Origin of the sequence: Microbacterium sp. BLY, assembly GCF_017939615.1 — a bacterium.
Taxonomy (GTDB): Bacteria; Actinomycetota; Actinomycetes; order Actinomycetales; family Microbacteriaceae; genus Microbacterium.
The window spans coordinates 707,119-726,493 of record NZ_JAGKSR010000001.1; the positions used below are offsets into that span (position 1 = coordinate 707,119).

Annotated in this window: 20 protein-coding genes; 3 read left to right on the forward strand and 17 right to left on the reverse strand. The window is 71.1% G+C overall.

Annotated features, from left to right (window positions below):
* Positions 1-18 precede the first annotated feature (18 nt).
* The 3 genes from KAF39_RS03660 to KAF39_RS03670 all read right to left on the reverse strand — a co-directional run bounded on the left by KAF39_RS03660 (position 19) and on the right by KAF39_RS03670 (position 4,286).
* Positions 19-1,866: an acyltransferase family protein gene (locus tag KAF39_RS03660; RefSeq protein ID WP_210676011.1), complete on the reverse strand. Its 1,848-nt coding sequence runs from the start codon at positions 1,864-1,866 to the stop codon at positions 19-21.
* A 96-nt stretch (positions 1,867-1,962) separates the two neighbouring features.
* Positions 1,963-2,979 carry a magnesium/cobalt transporter CorA gene (gene corA / locus KAF39_RS03665; protein WP_210676012.1) on the reverse strand — a complete coding sequence of 339 codons (1,017 nt, stop codon included), beginning with the start codon at positions 2,977-2,979 and terminating at the stop codon, positions 1,963-1,965.
* Positions 2,980-3,005: 26 nt separating this feature from the next.
* A complete protein-coding gene (locus tag KAF39_RS03670) occupies positions 3,006-4,286 on the reverse strand; it encodes a serine hydrolase (protein WP_210676013.1) in 1,281 nt (426 codons plus the stop codon).
* A gap of 85 nt (positions 4,287-4,371) precedes the next feature.
* On the opposite strand from KAF39_RS03670, the gene KAF39_RS03675 reads away from it, so the two are divergent.
* Both KAF39_RS03675 and KAF39_RS03680 read left to right on the forward strand, forming a co-directional pair.
* The gene (locus tag KAF39_RS03675) at positions 4,372-4,686 is read left to right on the forward strand and encodes a DUF2470 domain-containing protein (protein ID WP_210676014.1); all 315 of its coding nucleotides are present in this window, start codon (positions 4,372-4,374) and stop codon (positions 4,684-4,686) included.
* A 58-nt stretch (positions 4,687-4,744) separates the two neighbouring features.
* Positions 4,745-5,392 (forward strand): heme oxygenase (biliverdin-producing), encoded by a 648-nt coding sequence (locus KAF39_RS03680; RefSeq protein WP_210676015.1) that lies wholly within the window; start codon positions 4,745-4,747, stop codon positions 5,390-5,392.
* Positions 5,393-5,407: 15 nt separating this feature from the next.
* Here the strand turns inward: KAF39_RS03680 and KAF39_RS03685 are convergent, their stop codons facing one another.
* Complete coding sequence (locus KAF39_RS03685) at positions 5,408-6,844, reverse strand: ATP-dependent RecD-like DNA helicase (RefSeq protein ID WP_210676016.1); 1,437 nt, start codon at positions 6,842-6,844, stop codon at positions 5,408-5,410.
* A gap of 116 nt (positions 6,845-6,960) precedes the next feature.
* Between KAF39_RS03685 and KAF39_RS03690 the strand changes: the two genes are divergently transcribed.
* Positions 6,961-8,031 (forward strand): hypothetical protein, encoded by a 1,071-nt coding sequence (locus KAF39_RS03690; protein ID WP_210676017.1) that lies wholly within the window; start codon positions 6,961-6,963, stop codon positions 8,029-8,031.
* A gap of 13 nt (positions 8,032-8,044) precedes the next feature.
* Here KAF39_RS03690 and KAF39_RS03695 read toward each other — a convergent pair whose 3' ends face one another.
* The 13 genes from KAF39_RS03695 to KAF39_RS03755 all read right to left on the reverse strand — a co-directional run bounded on the left by KAF39_RS03695 (position 8,045) and on the right by KAF39_RS03755 (position 19,334).
* Positions 8,045-10,057 carry a cytochrome c oxidase assembly protein gene (locus KAF39_RS03695; RefSeq protein WP_210676018.1) on the reverse strand — a complete coding sequence of 671 codons (2,013 nt, stop codon included), beginning with the start codon at positions 10,055-10,057 and terminating at the stop codon, positions 8,045-8,047.
* 83 nt (positions 10,058-10,140) lie between these two features.
* Positions 10,141-10,428 (reverse strand): HU family DNA-binding protein, encoded by a 288-nt coding sequence (locus KAF39_RS03700; protein ID WP_017203554.1) that lies wholly within the window; start codon positions 10,426-10,428, stop codon positions 10,141-10,143.
* Between the two features lie 326 nt (positions 10,429-10,754).
* Positions 10,755-11,060: a 30S ribosomal protein S14 gene (gene rpsN, locus KAF39_RS03705; RefSeq protein ID WP_017829734.1), complete on the reverse strand. Its 306-nt coding sequence runs from the start codon at positions 11,058-11,060 to the stop codon at positions 10,755-10,757.
* A 3-nt stretch (positions 11,061-11,063) separates the two neighbouring features.
* Positions 11,064-11,234 carry a 50S ribosomal protein L33 gene (gene rpmG / locus KAF39_RS03710; protein ID WP_017203558.1) on the reverse strand — a complete coding sequence of 57 codons (171 nt, stop codon included), beginning with the start codon at positions 11,232-11,234 and terminating at the stop codon, positions 11,064-11,066.
* The gene (gene rpmB, locus KAF39_RS03715; protein ID WP_017203559.1) at positions 11,234-11,470 is read right to left on the reverse strand and encodes a 50S ribosomal protein L28; all 237 of its coding nucleotides are present in this window, start codon (positions 11,468-11,470) and stop codon (positions 11,234-11,236) included. The genes rpmG and rpmB overlap by 1 nt, the downstream gene beginning before the upstream one ends.
* 204 nt (positions 11,471-11,674) lie before the next feature.
* Complete coding sequence (locus tag KAF39_RS03720) at positions 11,675-12,397, reverse strand: DNA-3-methyladenine glycosylase (RefSeq protein ID WP_210676019.1); 723 nt, start codon at positions 12,395-12,397, stop codon at positions 11,675-11,677.
* A gap of 1 nt (position 12,398) precedes the next feature.
* Positions 12,399-14,246 carry an Ig-like domain-containing protein gene (locus KAF39_RS03725; protein ID WP_246878219.1) on the reverse strand — a complete coding sequence of 616 codons (1,848 nt, stop codon included), beginning with the start codon at positions 14,244-14,246 and terminating at the stop codon, positions 12,399-12,401.
* Entirely contained in the window at positions 14,236-15,042 is an 807-nt protein-coding gene (locus KAF39_RS03730) for a TIGR03943 family protein (RefSeq protein WP_210676020.1), read from the reverse strand. Before KAF39_RS03730 ends, KAF39_RS03725 begins: the two co-directional genes overlap by 11 nt.
* On the reverse strand, positions 15,035-16,075 hold the full coding sequence (locus KAF39_RS03735) for a permease (RefSeq protein WP_210676021.1): 1,041 nt from the start codon (positions 16,073-16,075) through the stop codon (positions 15,035-15,037). Before KAF39_RS03735 ends, KAF39_RS03730 begins: the two co-directional genes overlap by 8 nt.
* The gene (locus KAF39_RS03740; RefSeq protein WP_210676022.1) at positions 16,072-16,488 is read right to left on the reverse strand and encodes a Fur family transcriptional regulator; all 417 of its coding nucleotides are present in this window, start codon (positions 16,486-16,488) and stop codon (positions 16,072-16,074) included. The genes KAF39_RS03735 and KAF39_RS03740 overlap by 4 nt, the downstream gene beginning before the upstream one ends.
* A gap of 118 nt (positions 16,489-16,606) precedes the next feature.
* A complete protein-coding gene (locus KAF39_RS03745) occupies positions 16,607-17,479 on the reverse strand; it encodes a metal ABC transporter permease (protein ID WP_246878220.1) in 873 nt (290 codons plus the stop codon).
* Complete coding sequence (locus KAF39_RS03750) at positions 17,476-18,321, reverse strand: metal ABC transporter ATP-binding protein (protein WP_374093331.1); 846 nt, start codon at positions 18,319-18,321, stop codon at positions 17,476-17,478. The genes KAF39_RS03745 and KAF39_RS03750 overlap by 4 nt, the downstream gene beginning before the upstream one ends.
* Positions 18,318-19,334 carry a metal ABC transporter solute-binding protein, Zn/Mn family gene (locus KAF39_RS03755; protein ID WP_210676023.1) on the reverse strand — a complete coding sequence of 339 codons (1,017 nt, stop codon included), beginning with the start codon at positions 19,332-19,334 and terminating at the stop codon, positions 18,318-18,320. Before KAF39_RS03755 ends, KAF39_RS03750 begins: the two co-directional genes overlap by 4 nt.
* Positions 19,335-19,375: the final 41 nt, after the last annotated feature.

Consider the following 19,375-nt stretch of genomic DNA (forward strand, 5'->3'; position numbering starts at 1 on the left):
CAGAACCCGTCGAATCGCTCAGGGGGCGCCCGGCCCGGCGGCACGCGCCGCGGCGATCGCGCGACGGACGACGTCCGCGTAGATCACCCCGCCCTCCGGCTGGGGGTGGATCCCGTCCCGCGCGAGTGCGCCGGGGCGGGCGGCGATCGCGGCGTCCCAGTCCGCGACGACCGTCCGTGGGGAGCCTGCAGCGAAGGCGGCGAGCGTCGCATTCGCGGAGGCGACCCACCCGCGGTCGGCGTGGCCCGTCACGAGCACGAGGACGCGGTCGGGGCCGATGATCGCCCGTGCCTTCTCGAGGACCCCGATGGGGACCTCGCCGTTCGTCGCGAGACCGATCACCACGTACCGGCGGAGGGCGCCGGCATCGACGTGGCGCGCCAGGATGTCGGCGGCCGCCCACATGCTGCGGGACACGGCGGCGTCGATCGCGATCCCCGGGAACCCCTGTTGCAGGGCCGGCGCCGCCGCGAGCATGACGGAGTCTCCGATCGCGGTGATGTCGGCACCCCGCACCGCGGGCATCCGCGGAGCAGCGGACGGTGCCGACGAGGGCTTCCGAGCCGCCGGCGCGTCGGCCGTCGGGGTGTCGCTCGCGGCGGGTGACGGCGGCGCCTCGACGGCGTGCCTGCCGCGCGCCACGAGCTGCTCCGCCCCCGACGCATCGCCCCGCACCACCGCGATCCCGAGCGCGGCGATCGCGAGGACCCCCGCCAGCGCGCCGGCCGTGACCCGGGCCGCCACGCGAGGCCGGTCCGCGCGCAGCCCCGGCCGTGTCGCGCGCCGGAAGGGACTCTCGACGAACACGTACGAGGCGGAGGCTGCGGCGACACTCAGCACGACTGTCGCGATCACGAGCAGCGGAGGGACGTCGACCAGCGGGGTGGCGCTGAGGATCAGCAGCAGCGGCCAATGCCACAGGTAGAGCGCGTAGGAGCGCTCCCCCACCCAGCGCAGGGGCCGCATGTCGAGGCAGCGGCCGAGCACCGGCACGGTCGCCGCCGACCACACCAGGCCGGCAGCGGCGATGCTCGCGAGCAGCAGGCCTCCTCGCGCCGGGAAGCCTCCCGCAGACGACATCGTGACGGCGATCGTGACCAGGACTCCTAGGGCGGCGCCCCCGACGACGGTCCGGGCGACGCGCGAGCGACGGGACGGCACGGCGATGTCATCCGGGCCCAGGGCGGCCGCGAGCGCGGCGCCGATCAGCAGCCCGAAGGCGTGCGTGTCCGTGCCGAAATACGCCCGGGTCGGGGAGCCGAACGGATCGCCGCTGAGAACCCCCATCGCGACGGCCGACGCCGCCGCCAGCGTGAGCGCCCCGGCCACGAGGGCGCGACGCCGCATCCCGAAGCCGACGAGGGCGAGCACGACCAGCAGGGGGCTCAGGACGTAGAACTGCTCCTCGACCGCGAGCGACCACAGGTTCATGAAGATGTCGGGCTGTTCGTCGGCGAAGTAGTCCCCCTCGGCGGCGATCGACAACCAGTTGAAGCTGAAGGTGAGCGCCCCGATGAGCTGACGCCGGATGCCGGTCAGCAGGTCGGAGTCCACCACGAAGGCCAGCGGAACGATGACGGCGATCATCGTCCCGAGAGCGGGGAGGATCCGTCGCGCGCGCCGCGCCCAGAAGGCCCCCATCCCAATGCGACCCGTGCGGGCCAGCTCCTGCAGCAGCAGCCGGGTGACGATGAACCCGCTCACGACGAAGAACACGTCGACCCCGATGAACCCTCCGGGCACCGCTGCGGGGGCCAGATGGAAGCCGAGGACACCGAGGACCGCCAGCGCCCGCAGGCCGGTGAGGCCCCGGACGTGCGGGCGCGCCCGGACGCGTGCGCGGGACGACGGTTCGGAGGGGAGCATCACGCAGTCCTCGAGGAAGCGAGAGGGAAAGGATACGGTCTAACATGTTAGATCGTAAGCATCTTTACCGACACCCCTGACCCGCCAGGGTGGGCGCTACAGCCAGCCCTTGCGCTTGAAGGCCGCGTACAGTCCCACGCCCATCGCCACCATCAGCAGCACGGCCATCGGGTAGCCGAGCACCCAGTGGAGTTCCGGCATGTGATCGAAGTTCATGCCGTAGACCGTGCCGACGAGCGTCGGCGCGAACAGGATGGCCGCCCACCCGGAGATCTTCTTCACCTCGTCGTTCTGGCGGATGCTCAGCTCCGTCATCCGGCGCATCTCGTCGTTCTGGCGCCGGGCGACGATGGTCGACTCGACGGTGAGGGCGTTGTCGAGCACGGTGCGGAAGGTCGTCGCCTTGTCGCTCACGCGCAGCGTGTGATCCAGCACGTCCCGCAGGTACCGCTGGAGCTCCTCGCTGACGCGGTACTTGTCGGAACCGCGCAGCAGCGCCTCCAGCATCCCGGCCAACGGCTGCGTCGCCCGCTGGAAGTCGATCACCTCGCGGCCGAGGTCGTAGATCCGCTGCGTCGCGTCGGCGTCCTCCTCGAACAGCTGGCTCTCGATCTCGTCGATGTCGTTCTCGAGGCCCGCGAGCACCGGGGAGTATTCGTCCACGACCTCGTCGAGGATCGCGTACAGCACCGCCTCGGGGCCGTGCGCGAGCAGGGCGGGATCGGCTTCCAGCCGGCGGCGGACCCGGCCGAGGTCGGGTGACTCCGCGTGGCGGATGGTGACCACGAAGTCCGGTCCGACGAGCACGTGCACCTCGCCGAACTCGACCTCCTCGCGCTCGTCGAGGTAGCGGGCCGGACGCAGCACCATGAACAGCACGTCGCCGTAGCGCTCGAGCTTGGAGCGCTGGTGCCCGGAGAGCGCGTCCTCGACCACGAGCTCATGGATGCCGAACTCGTCGGCGACCGCCCGGATCTCCTCCGGGCTCGGCCGGTAGAGGCCGATCCAGCCCATGCCGCGGCGGGCGCGGATGCGCTCGAACGTCTCGCTCAGGCTCTGCGGGTTCTCGGTGCGCACCCCGTCCACGTAGATCGCGTTGTCGACGATCGCCATGCGCACCTCTTGCTCGTCGGAAGCGCTCAGCCGGCCGGCGGGACGCAGGTGATCGCCGCCTCCGTCGTCGCCTGGTGGTACTGCTCCGCGGTGTACGGCAGCCCGAACTCGGGAGCCGTCTCACCGGCAGCTGCCGGCGCCTTGGAGGCGATCGCCGCGAGTTCCCAGGACAGCTGCTGGGCGAACCGCGATCCGCTCGTGGAGTCGTTCAGGACGACCGCGACGGTGAAGCCGGTGGTCGGGTCGGAATAGGCCGCCGTGGCGTACCCGGGCGTCCAGCCGTGCTGCCCGATCATCGACCCGACGAGATACGCGCCACCGGCGGCCTGATACCAGGAGGGCGCCTTGTCGTACGCGGGGAGAGGCGATCCGAAGCGGTTCGGCTCGTCCTTCGTGCGGAGCACCTGCTTGGCCTCCGCCTGGATGTAGCGGCCGAGGTCGGTGATCGTCGACACGGCACCCGAGTCGGTGAACCCGGTGCTGGACGACATCGTCGTGATGTCGACCGGGGCGGCGCAGGTGAATCCGCCCTCGACCGCGGTCATGTAGTTGCCCTTCAGCACCGGCCCGTCCGCGGGGGGAGCAGCGACCGGCCCGGGGAGGGAGGTGTCTGCCAGGCCGAGCGGCTCGGTGACGTACTCGGCGATCAGCTCGCGCGCGCTCATCCCCGACGCGCGCTCGAGGGCGAGCCCGAGGAGCAGGTATCCCGCATCGGAGTCGCGGAAGGTGGTGTGCGGCGCGATGCGCGCCCGCCCGAGGCCGTAGCCCGCGAGCTCGAGCGGTGCCCAGATGCGCTCCGGCGTGTTCAGCCAGGCGCTCTTGACCGTGGCCTCGGAGGACCCGGCGCCGCTCGTGCCGTTGCAGAGGTCGACGAGCGTGACGTCGGACATGTCGGCGACGCCCGAGACGTACTCGGGCACGGGGGCGTCGAGTTCGACGGTGCCCTCGTCGGCGAGCGCGTAGAGGACGTCGCAGGTCATCAGCCGGGTCACGTCGGCGATGCGGAACGACATGTCGGTGGAGAGCTCGCCGCCCTCCGCCGTGTTCTGCGTTCCCGTGGCGGTCACCCAGGTGCCGCTCCAGGGCACCCAGACGCCGACGATCGCACCGCTGGCACCCGAGGCGGCGAGCGCGTTGTCGACGGCCCCCTGGAGCGCCGCGGCCGTGTCGTCGGGCAGCGCCGCATCGACCTGGTCGGGTGGCGTGTAGCTGAAGGTGCCCTCGGAGGAGCATCCGGTGAGGACGAGACCGAGTACGGCCGCCGTGGCCGCTGCGGCGCGCCACCGGCGCGACGAGAGAAGCTGCATGTGTGGGAACCCCCGAAGACGTGTCCCCCGAGTCTAGAACGCGGATGCTGAAAGTCGGCCCCGCGAGCCGTCGTAGGGTGTCCGTGTGCCCCATGACTTCGATGCCGACGTGATCGCCGCCGTCCTCCGCCACATGAACGACGACCACACCGACGACAACCTGCTCATCGCCCGCGCCTTCGCCGCGCCGTCCGCCGACGAGGTCGAAGGATCCGTCATGACGGGCTTCGACGGGGAGGCCGGCGTGTGGGAGATCACCCGCGGGGGGACGACGGCGGAGCTCCGGGTGCCGTGGCCCGGCGGCGCGATCACCGAGCGCGCCCAGGTGCGCCGCGAGATCGTCGCCCTGTACGACGCGGCCTGCGCCCGCCTGGGCGTCGAGCCGCGTCCGCACGCCTGATCCGCGTCACCGGAGGTCGGACTTCCCTCCAAGGTTAGGCTGCCCTTACACTGAAGCCATGTCCGAGATCCTCTCCTTCTCCGCCGCCCTCCGCGAGCGCTCCTCCGGGTCGCACTCCCGCAGCGAGACGGCCGGCTTCATGTCCGACCTGCTCAAGGGCGAGGGGTCGCGCGAGGACTACATCGCGCTGGTCGCGCAGCACTACTTCATCTACGACGCACTGGAGAGCGCCGGCGAGCGCATGCGCCAGGACCCGGTGGCGTCCGTGTTCCTCAGCGACAAGCTCACGCGGCTGCCCGCCCTGGAGGCGGACCTCGCCTTCCTCCTCGGCCCCGACTGGCGCGACCGGATCGCCCCGCTGCCCACCACCCAGCGGTATGTGGAGCGGATCCGCCAGGTCGGCAGCACCTGGGCCGGCGGGTTCGTCGCGCACCACTACACCCGCTACCTCGGCGACCTGTCCGGCGGCCTCTTCATCGGCCGGGTGATGGCCCGCCGCTTCGGCTTCGAGACGAACGGCATCGGCTTCTACCTGTTCGACGACATCGCCGACCCGTCCGCCTTCAAGGACGTCTACCGTGAGCAGCTCGATGCCGCGCCGTGGGACGAGGCCGAGCGCGAGCGCGTCATCGACGAGGTGCTGCTCGCGTACCGCTTCAACACCGAGCTCTTCGAGGACCTCGACCGCGCCCGCGTCGCCGCCTGACGCGGCGGCGGAGGGTCAGGACGTCGGCAGCTCCGGCGTCGAGGCGGCGAGCCAGGCGTCGCGCATGAACCGCCGGACGTCCTCGTCCACGCGGATGTCGCTCGGCCGCAGCGGGCGTGACAGGTACAGCCCGTCCAGCGACGTGAGCCGGCTCAGCGCGACGTACGTCTGCCCGGGCGCGAAGGCCCCGGAGCCGAGGTCGATGATCGCGCGGTCGTAGGTCTTGCCCTGCGACTTGTGGATCGTCACCGCCCATGCCAGCCGGAGCGGGAACTGCGTGAACTCGGCGACGACGTCACGAGAGAGCTTCTTCGTGTTCGGGTCGTAGGCGTACCGGAACCGTTCCCAGACAGCCGGCTCGACGTCGACCTCCTCGCCGTCGATCTCCACGCGCACGGTCCCGCCGAGGATGCGGGTGACCGTGCCGATGGTGCCGTTCACCCAGCGCGGCGGCTCCCCGGTCATCGCGGTGTCGTTGCGCAGGAACATCACCTGCGCACCGACCTTGAGCCGCAGTTCCGACTCGGCGGGGAGCGAGGCCTCGCCGCGTCCGAAGTCGCCGCTGACCTCCGCCCGCGCCGTCTGCTCCTTGCCGGGCAGGGCGGCGAGGTGGCGGCTGTTGATGCTGTTCACGATGTCGTTGCGTGTGGCGAGCGTGATCATCGGCACCTCACCCGGCTCGGGATCCGGAGGGGTCCTGGCACCCTGGGCGTTGAGGATGCCGGCGATCTCCGCCGTCACCCGGCCGTACCGGACGGCGTTGAGCATCGACTTGAAGCCGTCGTCCGACTGCCGGTGGATCTGCACGAGCTCCCGCACGTGCAGCTCCGCACGGGTGTCGACCTCGAACAGCGCCCCCTGGGTCCCTGAGTCCGTCGAAGAGTGGGTCCCTGAGCCCGTCGAAGAGTGGGTCCCTGAGCCTGTCGAAGGGCCCGCCCACACCTTCGCGTCGAAGAACCAGAACGACCGATAGTGGTCCTTCACGTACCGCGCCTCGTCTCCTCGGGGCGGGACGGGGGCGAGCTGGTACGGGTCGCCGAACATCACGATCTGCACTCCGCCGAAGGGCTCACCCCGCCGGCCCCGCGCCTGTCGCAGCGACCGGTCGATGGCGTCCATGAGGTCGGCGTTGACCATCGAGATCTCATCGATGACGAGGGTCTCGATCGCGTTGAGGATGCGCCGCGTCGCGTCGTTCTGGTCGATGTCGCCGTCCCCGATCAGGCCGATGGAGAGACGGAACAGCGAGTGGATCGTCTGCCCCTCCACGTTGAGGGCGGCGACGCCGGTGGGCGCGCAGATCGCGATCTGCTTCTTGGTGTTCCAGGCGAAGTGCTGCAGCAGCGTGGACTTGCCGGTGCCGGCGCGACCGGTGATGAACACGTGCTCCCGGGTGTCCTCGATGAGCCGGAACAGCTCCTGCTGCTCCTCGGACAGGGCGGGAAGGGACACGGTTCTCACAGGGCTGACGGGGCGGACACGGGGCGCTCCCCCATGCTACGTGCCCGGTCCGGCACGGGGCCGCCGACGCTCGGCGTCCCCTCAGGACGCCCTTTTAGACTGACGCCATGGAGCGGGCCGCGACGCGCACGCCCCGGCGGTCGAGCCTGGGCGCGGATCTGGCGATCCTCGCGCTCATCGGCGTCCTCCTGGTGGCCGCGATCGGGGCCGGCGGGGCCACGCTCTACCGCCAGTTCTACGGCCCGTCGGCGTTCGTCGTCCGCTATCTCGATCTGCTCGCCGAGGGGCGAGCGGCCGATGCGCTCCGGGTCCCCGGCGTTGCGATCGACCGCGAGACCCTCGACGACGCCGGGATCGATCCGTCCGCCTCCGAGGCGATGCTGCGCCGGTCCGCCCTCGGTCCGCTCACCGACATCGAGGTCGAGTCGGAGGAGCCGTCCGGTGACGGCACCGCCGTCACCGTGAGCTACCGGGCCGGGGGGCACACCGGCACCACCACGTTCCACGTCGCCCAGGACGGCTGGGCGGGCGTCACCCCGAACTGGCGGTTCACGACCAGCCCGCTCGCGGTCGTGGAGCTCACGGTGCGAGGCTCCGACCGGTTCGCCGTGAACGGGTTCGAGGTCGACCGCCGCCAGGTGTCCGCCGACGGTCCCGCGGCGCAGCCCCTCGACCCGCTGCCCCTGCTCGTCTTCACCCCCGGTGTCTATTCCGTCACCGTCGACACGGCGATCTCGGAGTCATCGGGCCACGGCGTGCTCGCGGACACGCCTCTCGCCGTCACTCCCCTCGACGTGCAGACGGAGCCGACGGCGGCGTTCGTCGACGTGGTGCAGGAGCGCGTCGAGGAGTTCCTCACGGCGTGCACCACGCAGGAGGTGCTGCAGCCCACGGCGTGCCCGTTCGGCCTGCGCGTGGAGAACAGGATCGCCGCGCCGCCGAAGTGGTCGATCGCCCAGCAGCCCGAGATCATGGTCGCCCCCTCGGACGACGGCCACTGGCAGATCCCGCCGACGAACGCGGTGGCGCACGTCGAGGTCGAGATCCAGTCGCTGTTCGACGGGTCAGTGGAGCCGGTCTCCGAAGACGTCCCGTTCCGCCTGAACGGCTCCATCGTCATCCTGCCCGACGGCTCCGCCTCGATCCGCGTCGGCTCCCCGGACGACCCCGGGGAGTGACGGCGCGACGGCGTCAGCGGCGCTCGCGCTCGGCAATGCGCTGATCGCGAGCGGCGAGGTCGGCGAGCCGGGCGTTGTACTCCTCCAGCTCGGCGTCCCCCGTGCGGTCGGCATGCCGGTCGCGGCGGCGCTGGAGCTTGGTGTCGCTCCGGCTCCACTGGATGGCGACCGTGATCGCGAGGATGAGCGTGGGGATCTCGCCGATCGACCACGCGATGCCACCGCCCACGTACTGGTCGGTCATCGGGTCGGCGCCCCAGTCGCGGCCCATCGCCCCGAACCAGTCCGCGACCATCAGGCCCTCCTGCATCATGATCGCCATGCCGAAGAACGCGTGCATGGCCATCACGGCGATGAGGGTGATGAGCCGACCGGGGTAGGGCAGGCGATACGGCACCGGATCGGCGCCGATCAGGCTCATCACGAACAGGTAGCCGGAGATCAGGAAGTGGATGACCATCCACTCGTGCCCGAGGTGCTCGTACATCGACCAGCGCACCAGATCGGTGAAGTAGAAGGCCCAGAGCGAGAGGATGAAGATCGCCGCCGCGACGATGGGGTGCGTCACGACCCGCGCGAAGGGCGAGTGCACGGCCCACATGATCCACTCGCGCCCGCCGCGGGTGCCGTCGTCGCGCTTGTGGATCGCGCGCAGCGCGAGGGTGATCGGGGCGCCGGTGACGAGGAGCAGCGGGATCGCCATCGAGAGCATCATGTGCCCCAGCATGTGCACGCTGAACAGGTACTCCTGGTACGCGTTGATGGGACCGCCGGTCACCCACACCAGCAGGAGAAGCCCGAGCACCCAGAAGATCGTGCGGTGCAGCGGCCAGCGGTCGCCGCGCCGCCGGAGCCGGCGCACGCCCGCGAGGTAGAAGAACAGCCCGAAGCCGGCCGCCACCAGCCACAGCACGTCGATGTCCCACGCCGTGAACCAGCGCTCCAGCGTGAGCTCGGGCGGCAGCAGCGACCCGGTGAGGATCTGCGCCGGGGTCTGGGCGAACGCCGCGACCTCGCCGGTGGGCGGGGGCGTGCGGGCGAGGGCGGCCGCGGCACCGGATGCGAGGCCCATGAGCGCCACCTCCCCGAGCACCAGGGCCCAGAACCACCGGGACGCCCGCTCTCCGCGGAGCCGCGGGATCAGGCGGGCGCGGTACCACGCGCCGAGCAGACCCATGCCGAGCAGCAGGACGGCCTTGACGACGACGATGAGGCCATACGGGGTGGTCCAGACCGCCTCCCAGCTGCCGACGGCCACGATCGACCGGGTGAAGCCGGAGAGCGCGACGACCGCGAAAGCCGCGATCGCCACGGACGAGTAGCGTCCGACGAGGGTGGGCAGGTCGAGCCCCTGCTGCCCGCGGAGGAGCACCAGGAGCAGCAGACCTCCGAGCCAGACCGCGGCGCCGATCGTGTGCAGGAGGATCGAGTTGACCGCCATGTTGTGACCGTCGAGGTCGCCCGCGTGGCCCTGCGTCGCGAGCGGCAGGAACGACACCGCGGCCAGCAGCGCGGTTATCAGGGTCGGCGTCCACGTGCGCCACGCGAACGCGAGGACGGTGATGATCGCGCCGAGGACGGTCGTGATGAGCCAGGACTGCCCCAGCGGGAGCTCGAGCAGGAAGCGCCCGAGTTGCGAGCCGAACTCGCGCTCGATGCTGAGCTGCGGGTTGAACGCCGCCATGAACGAGAAGAACCCGGCGAGCCCGGCGGAGACGGTGAAGGCCGCGGCGCCGATCGAGGCGACGTTCAGCGCCGTGTCGAAGGTGCGCTCCCCCGCTCGCAGCCCGAACAGGGCCAGCACGAGGGATCCGAGCATGACCGCACCGGCGATGTTCATCACGAGCTTCGCCAGCGGGGTGCCCCACAGCACCACGGGACCGGGATCCTGCAGGAGGGGCGGATTCGCTCCGCCGCCGACCAGGAGCGCCCAGACGAGGGCGGCGCCGGCGGCGACGAGGAGGATCACGATGCCGGCGAGACGATACGCCGACGTCGAACGCGGCGTCTCGGTGCGGGAACTCACCCCTCCAGCCTAGGCGCGCGCGGCAGGGAGAACGCACGAAGGCCGCCCCCCGTGCGGGGAGCGGCCTTCGAAAGGGTGCGGTCTTACTTGACGGCAGCCTTGAGCTTGGAACCGGCGGTCACCTTGACGCGCTTGCCGGCCGGGATCTTGATCTCGGCGCCGGTCTGCGGGTTGCGGCCCGTGCGGGCGGCCGTGTCGACCTGCTCGAACGAGATCCAGCCCGGGATGGAGACCTTGCTGCCCTTGGCGACGGCGTCAGAGACCGTGGCGAACAGCGAGTCGAGGACACCGGAGACGGTGGCCTGGCTCTGGCCGGTGGCGGAAGCGATGCTCGCGACGAGCTCGGTCTTGGTGATGGACTTGTCAGCCATGTCATCCTCCAGCGACGACGGACCGTCGCATCGTGTGTGTGGGTCCGAGGAGCGGGTGCTCCCCGTTGGTCGTATGACCGCCTCGAATGTACCAACGGCCACCCGGATTTCCGCGTCATTTCGCGGGTTTCGACCGATTTGACGGCGTGTCGCGCCACATTGGCCACTCGTGTCACAGGATTTCGGGTGCGCGTTCGCGCCGTCAGGCGCTCGCGCGACATCAGGCACCCCCTGGCATACGCGCCTGATCCGGCGTGATCGCCTGCCTTCCCGGACATGCAGAAGGGGCGAGGATCCGAAGATCCTCGCCCCTTCTCGCTCGGTGCTTACCAGCTCGACTTGGTCACGCCGGGCAGCTCGCCACGGTGCGCCATGTCACGGAAGCGGACACGCGAGATGCCGAACTTCGTGAGGACGCCACGGGGGCGGCCGTCGATGACGTCGCGCGAACGCACGCGCGCCGGCGACGCGTTGCGCGGCAGCTTCTGCAGGCCGACGCGGGCGGCCTCGCGGGCCTCGTCGGTGGCGTTCGGGTCGACCAGGGTCTTCTTCAGCTCGGCACGACGCTCGGCGTAGCGCTCGACGATGACCTTGCGCTGCTCGTTGCGCGCGATCTTGCTCTTCTTAGCCATGGATCAACGCTCCTCTCGGAATTCGACGTGCTGACGGATGACCGGGTCGTACTTCTTGAGCACGAGGCGGTCGGGGGTGTTGCGGCGGTTCTTCTTGGTCACGTACGTGTAACCCGTACCCGCCGTCGAACGCAGCTTGATGATCGGACGGACGTCCTGAGCCTTCTTGGCCATTAGAGCTTCACACCCTTCGCCTGGAGGTCCTTGACGACGTTCTCGATGCCGCGCACGTCGATCACCTTGATGCCCTTGGCGGACACGTTGAGCGTGATCTTACGACCGAGCGAGGGCACGAAATAGGTCTTCTTCTGCACGTTCGGGTCGAAGCGACGCTTCGTCCGGCGGTGCGAGTGCGAGACGTTGTGACCGAAGCCGGGAACAGCTCCGGTCACCTGGCACACTGCTGCCATGATGATGACTCCTTCATTACCGTGAGACCGGACGGCCTCACCCAAGATCCCTTGTCTGCACACGACCACGACCCGCCGCCCATCGACAAGCTCAGGGACCGATTGGAGGGGAAGCATGCGAACTGCGCACAGGAGCGTGCGCAGACAAAGAGTCAGTCTAGCACGGCCTCGGTCCGCCCTTCGAATCGCGCACCCGGCTCCCTCTCAGCCCGAGACGCCGCCATTCGCGCGACTCGAAGCGTCGGCAGCACCCCGCCCCCACCGGAAGGCGGACACCGTGGGGTCCCCGGGGATCCAGAAGCGCCAGGGGAACGCGTCCGTGCCGGCGACGCCCGCCACACCGACCCGTGGGCCCTGCGCCACGTCGACCACGGGCGGGCCGAGCCACAGCTGGGCGCGGGCGTCGTGCTGCTCCTCCCCCGTGATCGCGTCGAGACCGTCGTGCAGCGGATGCCGCAGCCCCGCGGCCTGCCCCAGCCGCCCCGGGCCACGCGCGAGGTCGCGGAGCGCCGTACGACCCAACGGCAGGACAGCGCGCCGTCTCCGCGCCGCCGCCTCCACCCCCGACACCACCTCTCCGGCCCGCAGCAGGACGCCGTCGCCCTGTCCTTCCGGGCCGCAGGCCACGTTGACGCAGGAATGGATGCCGTGACTCAGGTACACGTACAGATGCCCGGGCTCGCCCCACATGGTCGCGTTCCGCGCCGTCCGGCCCATGCGCGCGTGCGACCCCGGGTCCGCGACGGTTCCCGTGCCCTGGCCGTGATACGCCTCCACCTCGGTGATCCGCACGCGGACCTCGACCGGGACGCCGTCCTCGAGGACCACCGTCCGCAGCTCGGCACCCAACAAAGTGGGCGCGACCTCCACGGCCGAGCGCTGCACGTCGTCGCGGGTCGCGCGCCGCAGGGCGCCCGGATCCGTCATGTCAGAACCGCGGTGCCGTCTGGCACCAGGACGCGTCGAACCCGGTCAGCGCCACGATCTCGTCGCCGGTGCGCATGTCGATCAGGTGCGTCTCCAGCTTCTCCGGCAGCGGCAGCAGCATGCCGTCGTAGGGGTTGTCGGCCATGTCCGGGGCGATCACGACGGCGGCGTACTGTCCGCTCGGCGAGGCGCACGCCTGGAGGATCGAGTCGGACGAGCTCACCTCCACGAGCGGCGTGGCCTTCCCGGAATCGTCGACGCGGATGACGGCCTGCCCCACCGGGAGGCCGCCCTCGTCACGCGCGACGACATGGCGGAGGGTCCCCCCGGGGAACGGGGTGATGGAGGTGGCGGCACCGTAGTCGGGCTCGGACGCGGCGAGCGGCTGCTCCGACCCGTCGGCGAGGTCGAGCTCCACCACCGACCCGTCGAGCCGCTCCACGATCGCGGTGTAGGTGCCGCGGGAGATGCCCTGGATGGTGGTCGCCAGACCGAGGGACTGCACGCCGGTGTCGGTGGACTGATCGACGAGCGAGAGCGCGCCGTCGAAGTCGATGAAGAGGACGGCCGCGCTGTCGGGCACGAACTGCCACACGAAGACGCTCGCCTCCTTGTCGCCGACCTCGATGATGCGGGGCTTGCTGTCGCCGCTCAGCGACTGGGTGACGAGCACGCTCGCGCGGCCCTCGGTGTCGCTGAGCTCGCGGTCGGAGTAGCTGTAGCCGACGAGGTTGCCGCGCTCGGACACCTGGATCGCCCCCACGTAGCCCTCGCCGGGGAGTTCGAGCTCGCGCTCGTCGGTGCCGTCGCGGTCCATCACCAGCAGTCGCGACCCGTCGTCCTCCTCCACCGAGGCCACGAGCTGCGAGGACGTGGCACGGAAGTCGTTGATGCGGGGGTGGGAGAACACCGGCTGCGCGTTCTCCCCGCTCAGATCGGTGCGGAAGATGATGTCGTCGCCGTCCGGGTCGCGCCGCAGGAGGAAGATGGACGACGCCGGAGTGCGGAACGAGGTGGTCAGGTCGGCGGCGGGGCCACCCCCCGCGCCGGTCACCCCGTCGACGGTGATCGTGTACTTCGTGTCGTCGTCGAGCGGCACGGTGAAGCGCACGCCGACACCTCGCCCGGCGGCGTCGACTGTGAACGGCACCGAGGGCTCGACCGTGACCTGCTCCGGGTCGATCGCCGACAGCGGCTGATTCGTCGTGAGGATCACGCGGCTGCCGGACGACTCGATGGCCTGCTCCGCGTCGACCTGCACGTCGGTGATCCGGGGCCCCTGCAGGAGGCTGACGATTCCGAGGCCCGTGCCGACGAGCACGAGTACGCCGATGACGGCACCGATCGTGACGAGGAAGCGGCGGCGCGACCACGGGGCGGGCCGCGTCGCCTCGTCGTCGGCGGGAACGTCGGTGGTGGGCGTCCAGCCGGGCTCCGACGCGCCTCCCCCGTCGCTGTCCGTCGAGGGAGGAGAGGCCGGCCCTGCCGGGGCGAACACCGGCTCGGGGGCCTGGGGGATCGCGGGAATCCGCGCGGCCGACTTGGCCGCCTCCCGCTCGGCGGCTTCACGTTCGGCGGCCTCGCGCTCGGCAGCCTCACGTTCCGCGGCCTCACGTTCCGCGGCGGCCTCGCGATCGACCGCGGCCTGCTCGGCGGCGACCTCGGCGGCCATCCGTTCCACAGCCGCACGCTCCGCGGCGACCTGCTCCGCCTCCGCCTGCTCGGCTGCCGCGCGCTCTGCCGCGGTCTGCTCCTCGGCCGCGCGCTCCTCGGCCTCCCGGGCGGCGCGCAGCTCGGCGCGGGTCCGCGGGACGGCGGGCGGCTCGGGCCGCTCGTCGTCAGTACTCATACGGATCCTTCGGCTCGTCGATCGCGACGACATCCGTCGGCTCGATGTGCAGGGAGCCGTCGTCGTCCGCCCGGACCTTCCCCGTGACCTCGACCCACTGACCGGTCTTATAGGCGTCCTCGTCGACGCTCACCGGCAGGGCCGCCGTCTGCGCGTCGATGACGCAGTGCGTGATGACGAGGCGGGTGAGGTTGACGCCGTCCCCGTCGCCGGGGGTGACGAAGCCGGTGAGGGTGACGTCCGCGCCGTCGTAGGCGGTGGTGTTGGTCGCGGCGGCGAACACGCTCGCCCAGTCGCCCACACCGAAGGTCGAGGTGTCGGCGACGCCGAGGGCGACGGTGTCGGCCCCGGCGAACAGGGCGGTGTCCTCCCCGGCCCGGGACATCGCGAGCTCCACCGAGAGCGAGGCGGGCGGCAGCACGAGCGCCGCGGCGACGACCCCGGTGGCCACGACGCCGCCGGCGAGCGCGCCGACCCCCGCGAGGGTGCGTCGCGACGGGCGCGCGGACTCCCCGTCGCCGACGGCCGGCTCCTCGTCTGCGCCCCGGGAGGCCGCGGGACCGTGATCGTGCCCGTGGTCCTCCTCGGCACCCAGCGGCAGGGCGCACGACCAGATCGCCCCGGCGAGCGTCACGACGGCGGCGGCACACGCGAACCACACCGACTCCGGGCTGATGTAGAGCGTCAGGCGGTCGGTCACCGCGAGGCCGAGGGTGACGACCGCGACGATGGCGGCGAGGCCGACCCCCAGCCAGCGGGTGGCGAGGGCGCGGGAGCGGGCGGAGAGCTCAGGCAAGGACGTTCACCCCGATCCCGATCGCGAACGCCGCGGCCAGCACGACCCCGGTGATACCGACGAGCGTGCGGGTGGTGAACGTCGTCCGCATGAGGGCCAGCATCTTGATGTCGACGAGCGGCCCCACCAGGAGGAACGCCACGAGGGCACCCGACGAGAACGTGGACGCGAACGAGAGCGCGAAGAACGCGTCGACGTTGGAGCAGATGGCCACGACGATCGCGAGCAGCATCATCGCGACGATGGACAGCACGGGGTTGGCGCCGATCGTGAGCAGCACGTCACGCGGGATGAGCACCTGCACGGCTCCCGCGAGCGCCGAGCCGATCACCAGCGCCGGCATCACGGCCCGCAGCTCGACCAGGAACTGGGTCAGGCTCCGGCGCACCGGGGTGCCGGGTTCGTGCGTGACGCGCTCGCACGTGTCGACGAAGCGCTGCGTCAGCAGGGAGTCCGGCGCCGGGTGGCGGCTGTAGATCCAGCCGATCAGGTTCGCGATGAGGTAGCCGCCCACGAGGCGTGCGACGAGGATCCCGCCGTCCCAGCCGAACGCGGCATGGGTGGTGAGGATCACGATCGGGTTGACGATCGGCGCGGCGATGAGGAAGGTGAGCGCCTCCGCCGGGGCGAGGCCGCGCATCATGAGACCGCGGGCGAACGGCACGTTGCCGCACTCGCAGACCGGGATGAGCATGCCCAGGAGGGAGAGCACCGCACGGCGTGCCCACGCGCGCCGCGGCAGCCAGCGATGGATGACGCCGGCGGGCAGCCACACCTGCACGACGATCGACAGCAGCACGCCCAGCACCACGAACGGCAGCGCCTCGATCAGCACGCTGAGCGCGAGCGTCAGTCCGTCCTGCGCGCGGGTCGGCAGCGAGGCCGGGAAGAGGGTGGGCAGGAACGCATCGATGAGGAACAGCGCCACGACGATCGCTGCGCCGATGCCGACGGCGATCCCCGTCGAGCGCGGCGAGGGCGCTCGACGGTGCGTGTGGCCCGGACGGGTGGCCGTTCGTGCCGGGGCGGTCACGCTGTCGCGGCCCTCTCGGCGTCGCGCTTGTTCGCGCAGGGGGTGCAGAGACCGAAGATGTCGACGACGTGCGCCGCCTCGGTGAAGCCGTGCAGCGCCGCCGTCCGCTGCGCCCACTGCTCCACGTCCTTCGCCTCGATCTCGACGGTGAGGCCGCAGGAGCGGCAGATCAGGTGATGGTGGTGACCCTGGGTCGTGCACGCGCGGTAGAGCGCCTCGCCTTCGGGGCTCTGCAGCGAGTCGGCGTCGCCGGCGGCCGCGAGGCCGGCGAGCGCGCGGTAGACGGTGGCCAGGCCGATCCCGGTGTTCTCGTCGCGGAGGGTCGCGTGCAGGCTCTGCGCGCTCACGAAACCGCGCGCGTCGGCGAGTGCTTCGCGCACGCGTTCGCGCTGCCAGGTGTTCCGCTGAGCCATGCGTTCGATTCTAGGCCGCCGGGATCAGCGAGGGCTGGGAGCCCCCACCCCGCTTCGAATCGCGCATATGGCGGCATCCCCGGGGGAGATGGGACGAAGGGCGCGATTCGACACGGGGTCAGACACGGGTGACCCGGGATCGGACGCGCTGCACGATCCAGCACACGACATAGATCGTGAAGGACAGGGTCGTGATGTACGGACTCACCGGGAGGGTTCCGGCGAGCGCGAGCAGGATCCCGCCGACCGCCGAGACGAAGCCGAACAGCGCCGCCAGCAGCGGCACCGCCACCGGGCCGGCCGTGAGCCGCATCGCCGCGGCCGCCGGGGTCACCAGCAGCGCCATCACCAGCAGCGCGCCGATGATGTGCACACTGACGGCGACGATGAGGCCCAGCAGCACCATGAACAGCAGGCTCACGGTCCGCGTGGGCACCCCGCGGGCGGCCGCCGACTCCGGATCGAGCGAGTCGAAGCGCAGCGGATTCCACATCACGAGCAGGCCGAGCAGCACCACGAGGCTGATGCCGATGAGCCAGCCGAGGTCGGGGCTCGACACCGACACGATCTGCCCCGTCAGGAGGCTGAATCGATTGGCACTCCGGCCGTCGTAGAGCGACAGGAACAGGATGCCGAGGCCGAGACCGAACGGCATGAGCACACCGACGATCGAGTTGCGATCCCTGGCCTTGGCCCCGAGGACCCCGATGAGGATCGCCGCGACGAGCGCCCCGCCGAGCGAGCCGGCCACGACGCTGCCGCCGAACAGCAGCGCGGCGGCGGCGCCGGCGAACGACAGCTCGCTCACCCCGTGCACGGCGAACGCCAGGTCGCGCTGCATGACGAAGACCCCGATGAGACCGCCGACGATGCCGAGCACGGCACCCGCGATGATCGAGTTCGCCAGCAGGGCGACGAGCTCGCCGTAGTCCTGGAACGAGAAGACGTCGTCCCAGCCGACCGCGGGGACGAGGGCGGACACCCCGGTCATGCGGCTCCTCCGTGGTCGTGGTCGTGGTGGGGCTCCGCATCGGGGACGCCGACGACGACGAGCCGGTCGCCGGCGCGCAGCACGAACACCGGCGTGCCGTAGAGGTCGGTCAGCACCCGGCTCTGCAGCACCTCCTCCGGGGTTCCGAGGACGAAGCGTCCGCCGGCGATGTAGAGGATGCGGTCGACGCGGTTCAGGATCGGGTTGACGTCGTGGGTGACGAAGAGCACGGCGGCTCCGCGCTCGCGGCGCTGCCGATCGATGATGTCGGTGACGGCGACCTGATTGGCGAGGTCGAGGTTCGACAGGGGCTCGTCGCAGAGGAGCAGCGCGGGTTCGTCGGCCAGAGCCTGCCCGACCCGGAGGCGCTGCTGCTCCCCGCCGGAGAGCAGGCCCGCCCGGCGGTCCGCGTACGAGGTCGCCCCGACCGCGGCCAGCAGTGCGTCGACCTTCGCCCGGTCGCCGCGGTGCGGGACGGGGAAGCCGAAGCGGCTGCCCTGCACGCCGAGGGCGACGAGATCACGGGCCCGCATGCTCGTGTCGGGCGCGAGCGAGCGCTGCTGCGGGATGTACCCGATGCGGGCGTTGCCGCGGTGGACGGGCTCGCCGGCCACGCGGATGCTGCCGCGGGAGAGGGGCTGCAAGCCGAGGATGCTGCGCAGGAGCGTCGTCTTCCCGGAACCCGACGGCCCGAGCACGGCGATGAACTCGCCGGGCTGCACCGTGAGGTCGAGTCCCGACCAGAGCTCCCGGTCGCCCCGCTGGAGGGCGCCGTCGACGATCTCGAGGACGGGACCGGTCTCGCTCGTGGAGCCGCGCGCCTGTCGGCGGGCTCCGCTCACGACCGGACGGCGGCGGCGAGGCTCTGGATCGCGTCACTCATCCACTCAGAGTACGACGATCCGTCCTCGAGCAGCTCCGTGAAGGCGACCACCGGCACACCGGCGTCCTCCGCGGCCTTCTCGACGCGCTCCGTCTCCGCTCCGCCGGTCTGAGCGTTGGTGAGGACGGCGGTCACCTGACCGGAGGCCACCACCTGCAGTGCTTCGAGCAGCACGGCCGGCGCGACGTCGCTGCCCTCCTCGACCGACTCCGCGAAGCCGTCGGGGGTGACGTCGGTGAGGCCGGCGGCGGTGGCGAGGTAGCCCGGCAGCGGCTCGGTCATGAACACCGTCGCACCGGCGGCATCCGCCTTGATCGCCTCGAGGTCGCCCTCGAAGCCCTCCAGCTCCGCGACGAGCTCGTCCGCGTTCGTGCGGAACGTGTCGGCGCCGTCGGGGTCGATCTCGGTGAGCTCGTCGGCGATCGCCTCGACGACATGGATCATCGTGTGCGGGTCGAACCAGACGTGCTCGTTGAAGCCCTCGATGTGGTCGTGACCGGCGTGCTCGTCCTCGCCCTCGGCGTGCTCATGATCGTGCGGCTCGTCGGTCGCGGCCTCGTCCTCGGCGTGGTCGTGGGCGTCGCCCTCCTCCTCGTGCCCCGCGTTGCCGGGGTAGTCGTGCGAGAACTCCACGGCCGTGACGACGTGCGGGTCCTGCGCATCCTGCAGGAGGCTGTCGATGAACGCGTCGTAGCCGCCGCCGTTCTCGACCACGAGGTCGGCCTTCTGCAGCGTGAGGCGGTCGCGGGCGCTCGCCTCGTAGGAGTGCGGGTCCTGCGTGACGGAGTCGATGATCGAGGTGACGTCGACCCGGTCGCCCCCGACCTGCGCCGCGATGTCGCCGTAGACGTTGGTGCTCGCGACGACCGTCACCGCGCCGTCGTCCTCCGCCGCACCGGAGGTCGACGAGCATCCGGCCAGCGAGAGGGCGGCGACGGAGGCGAGGGCGAGGGCGACAGCGGGCTTCTTCATGGCTCCACTCTAAACGCTAATGAGAACCATTATCAAACTGG

Excerpts from the sequence above, each read along its gene's own strand:
- KAF39_RS03745 (WP_246878220.1), bottom strand. The coding sequence starts at position 17,479 with ATGACCGGGGTGTCCGCCCTCGTCCCCGCGGTCGGCTGGGACGACGTC.
- KAF39_RS03670 (WP_210676013.1), bottom strand. The coding sequence starts at position 4,286 with ATGCAGCTTCTCTCGTCGCGCCGGTGGCGCGCCGCAGCGGCCACGGCG.
- KAF39_RS03725 (WP_246878219.1), bottom strand. The coding sequence starts at position 14,246 with ATGAGTACTGACGACGAGCGGCCCGAGCCGCCCGCCGTCCCGCGGACC.
- rpmG (WP_017203558.1), bottom strand. The coding sequence starts at position 11,234 with ATGGCCAAGAAGGCTCAGGACGTCCGTCCGATCATCAAGCTGCGTTCG.
- KAF39_RS03680 (WP_210676015.1), top strand. The coding sequence starts at position 4,745 with ATGTCCGAGATCCTCTCCTTCTCCGCCGCCCTCCGCGAGCGCTCCTCC.
- KAF39_RS03720 (WP_210676019.1), bottom strand. The coding sequence starts at position 12,397 with ATGACGGATCCGGGCGCCCTGCGGCGCGCGACCCGCGACGACGTGCAG.
- rpmB (WP_017203559.1), bottom strand. The coding sequence starts at position 11,470 with ATGGCAGCAGTGTGCCAGGTGACCGGAGCTGTTCCCGGCTTCGGTCAC.
- KAF39_RS03740 (WP_210676022.1), bottom strand. The coding sequence starts at position 16,488 with ATGGCTCAGCGGAACACCTGGCAGCGCGAACGCGTGCGCGAAGCACTC.
- KAF39_RS03660 (WP_210676011.1), bottom strand. The coding sequence starts at position 1,866 with ATGCTCCCCTCCGAACCGTCGTCCCGCGCACGCGTCCGGGCGCGCCCG.
- KAF39_RS03700 (WP_017203554.1), bottom strand. The coding sequence starts at position 10,428 with ATGGCTGACAAGTCCATCACCAAGACCGAGCTCGTCGCGAGCATCGCT.
- KAF39_RS03755 (WP_210676023.1), bottom strand. The coding sequence starts at position 19,334 with ATGAAGAAGCCCGCTGTCGCCCTCGCCCTCGCCTCCGTCGCCGCCCTC.
- rpsN (WP_017829734.1), bottom strand. The coding sequence starts at position 11,060 with ATGGCTAAGAAGAGCAAGATCGCGCGCAACGAGCAGCGCAAGGTCATC.
- corA (WP_210676012.1), bottom strand. The coding sequence starts at position 2,979 with ATGGCGATCGTCGACAACGCGATCTACGTGGACGGGGTGCGCACCGAG.
- KAF39_RS03690 (WP_210676017.1), top strand. The coding sequence starts at position 6,961 with ATGGAGCGGGCCGCGACGCGCACGCCCCGGCGGTCGAGCCTGGGCGCG.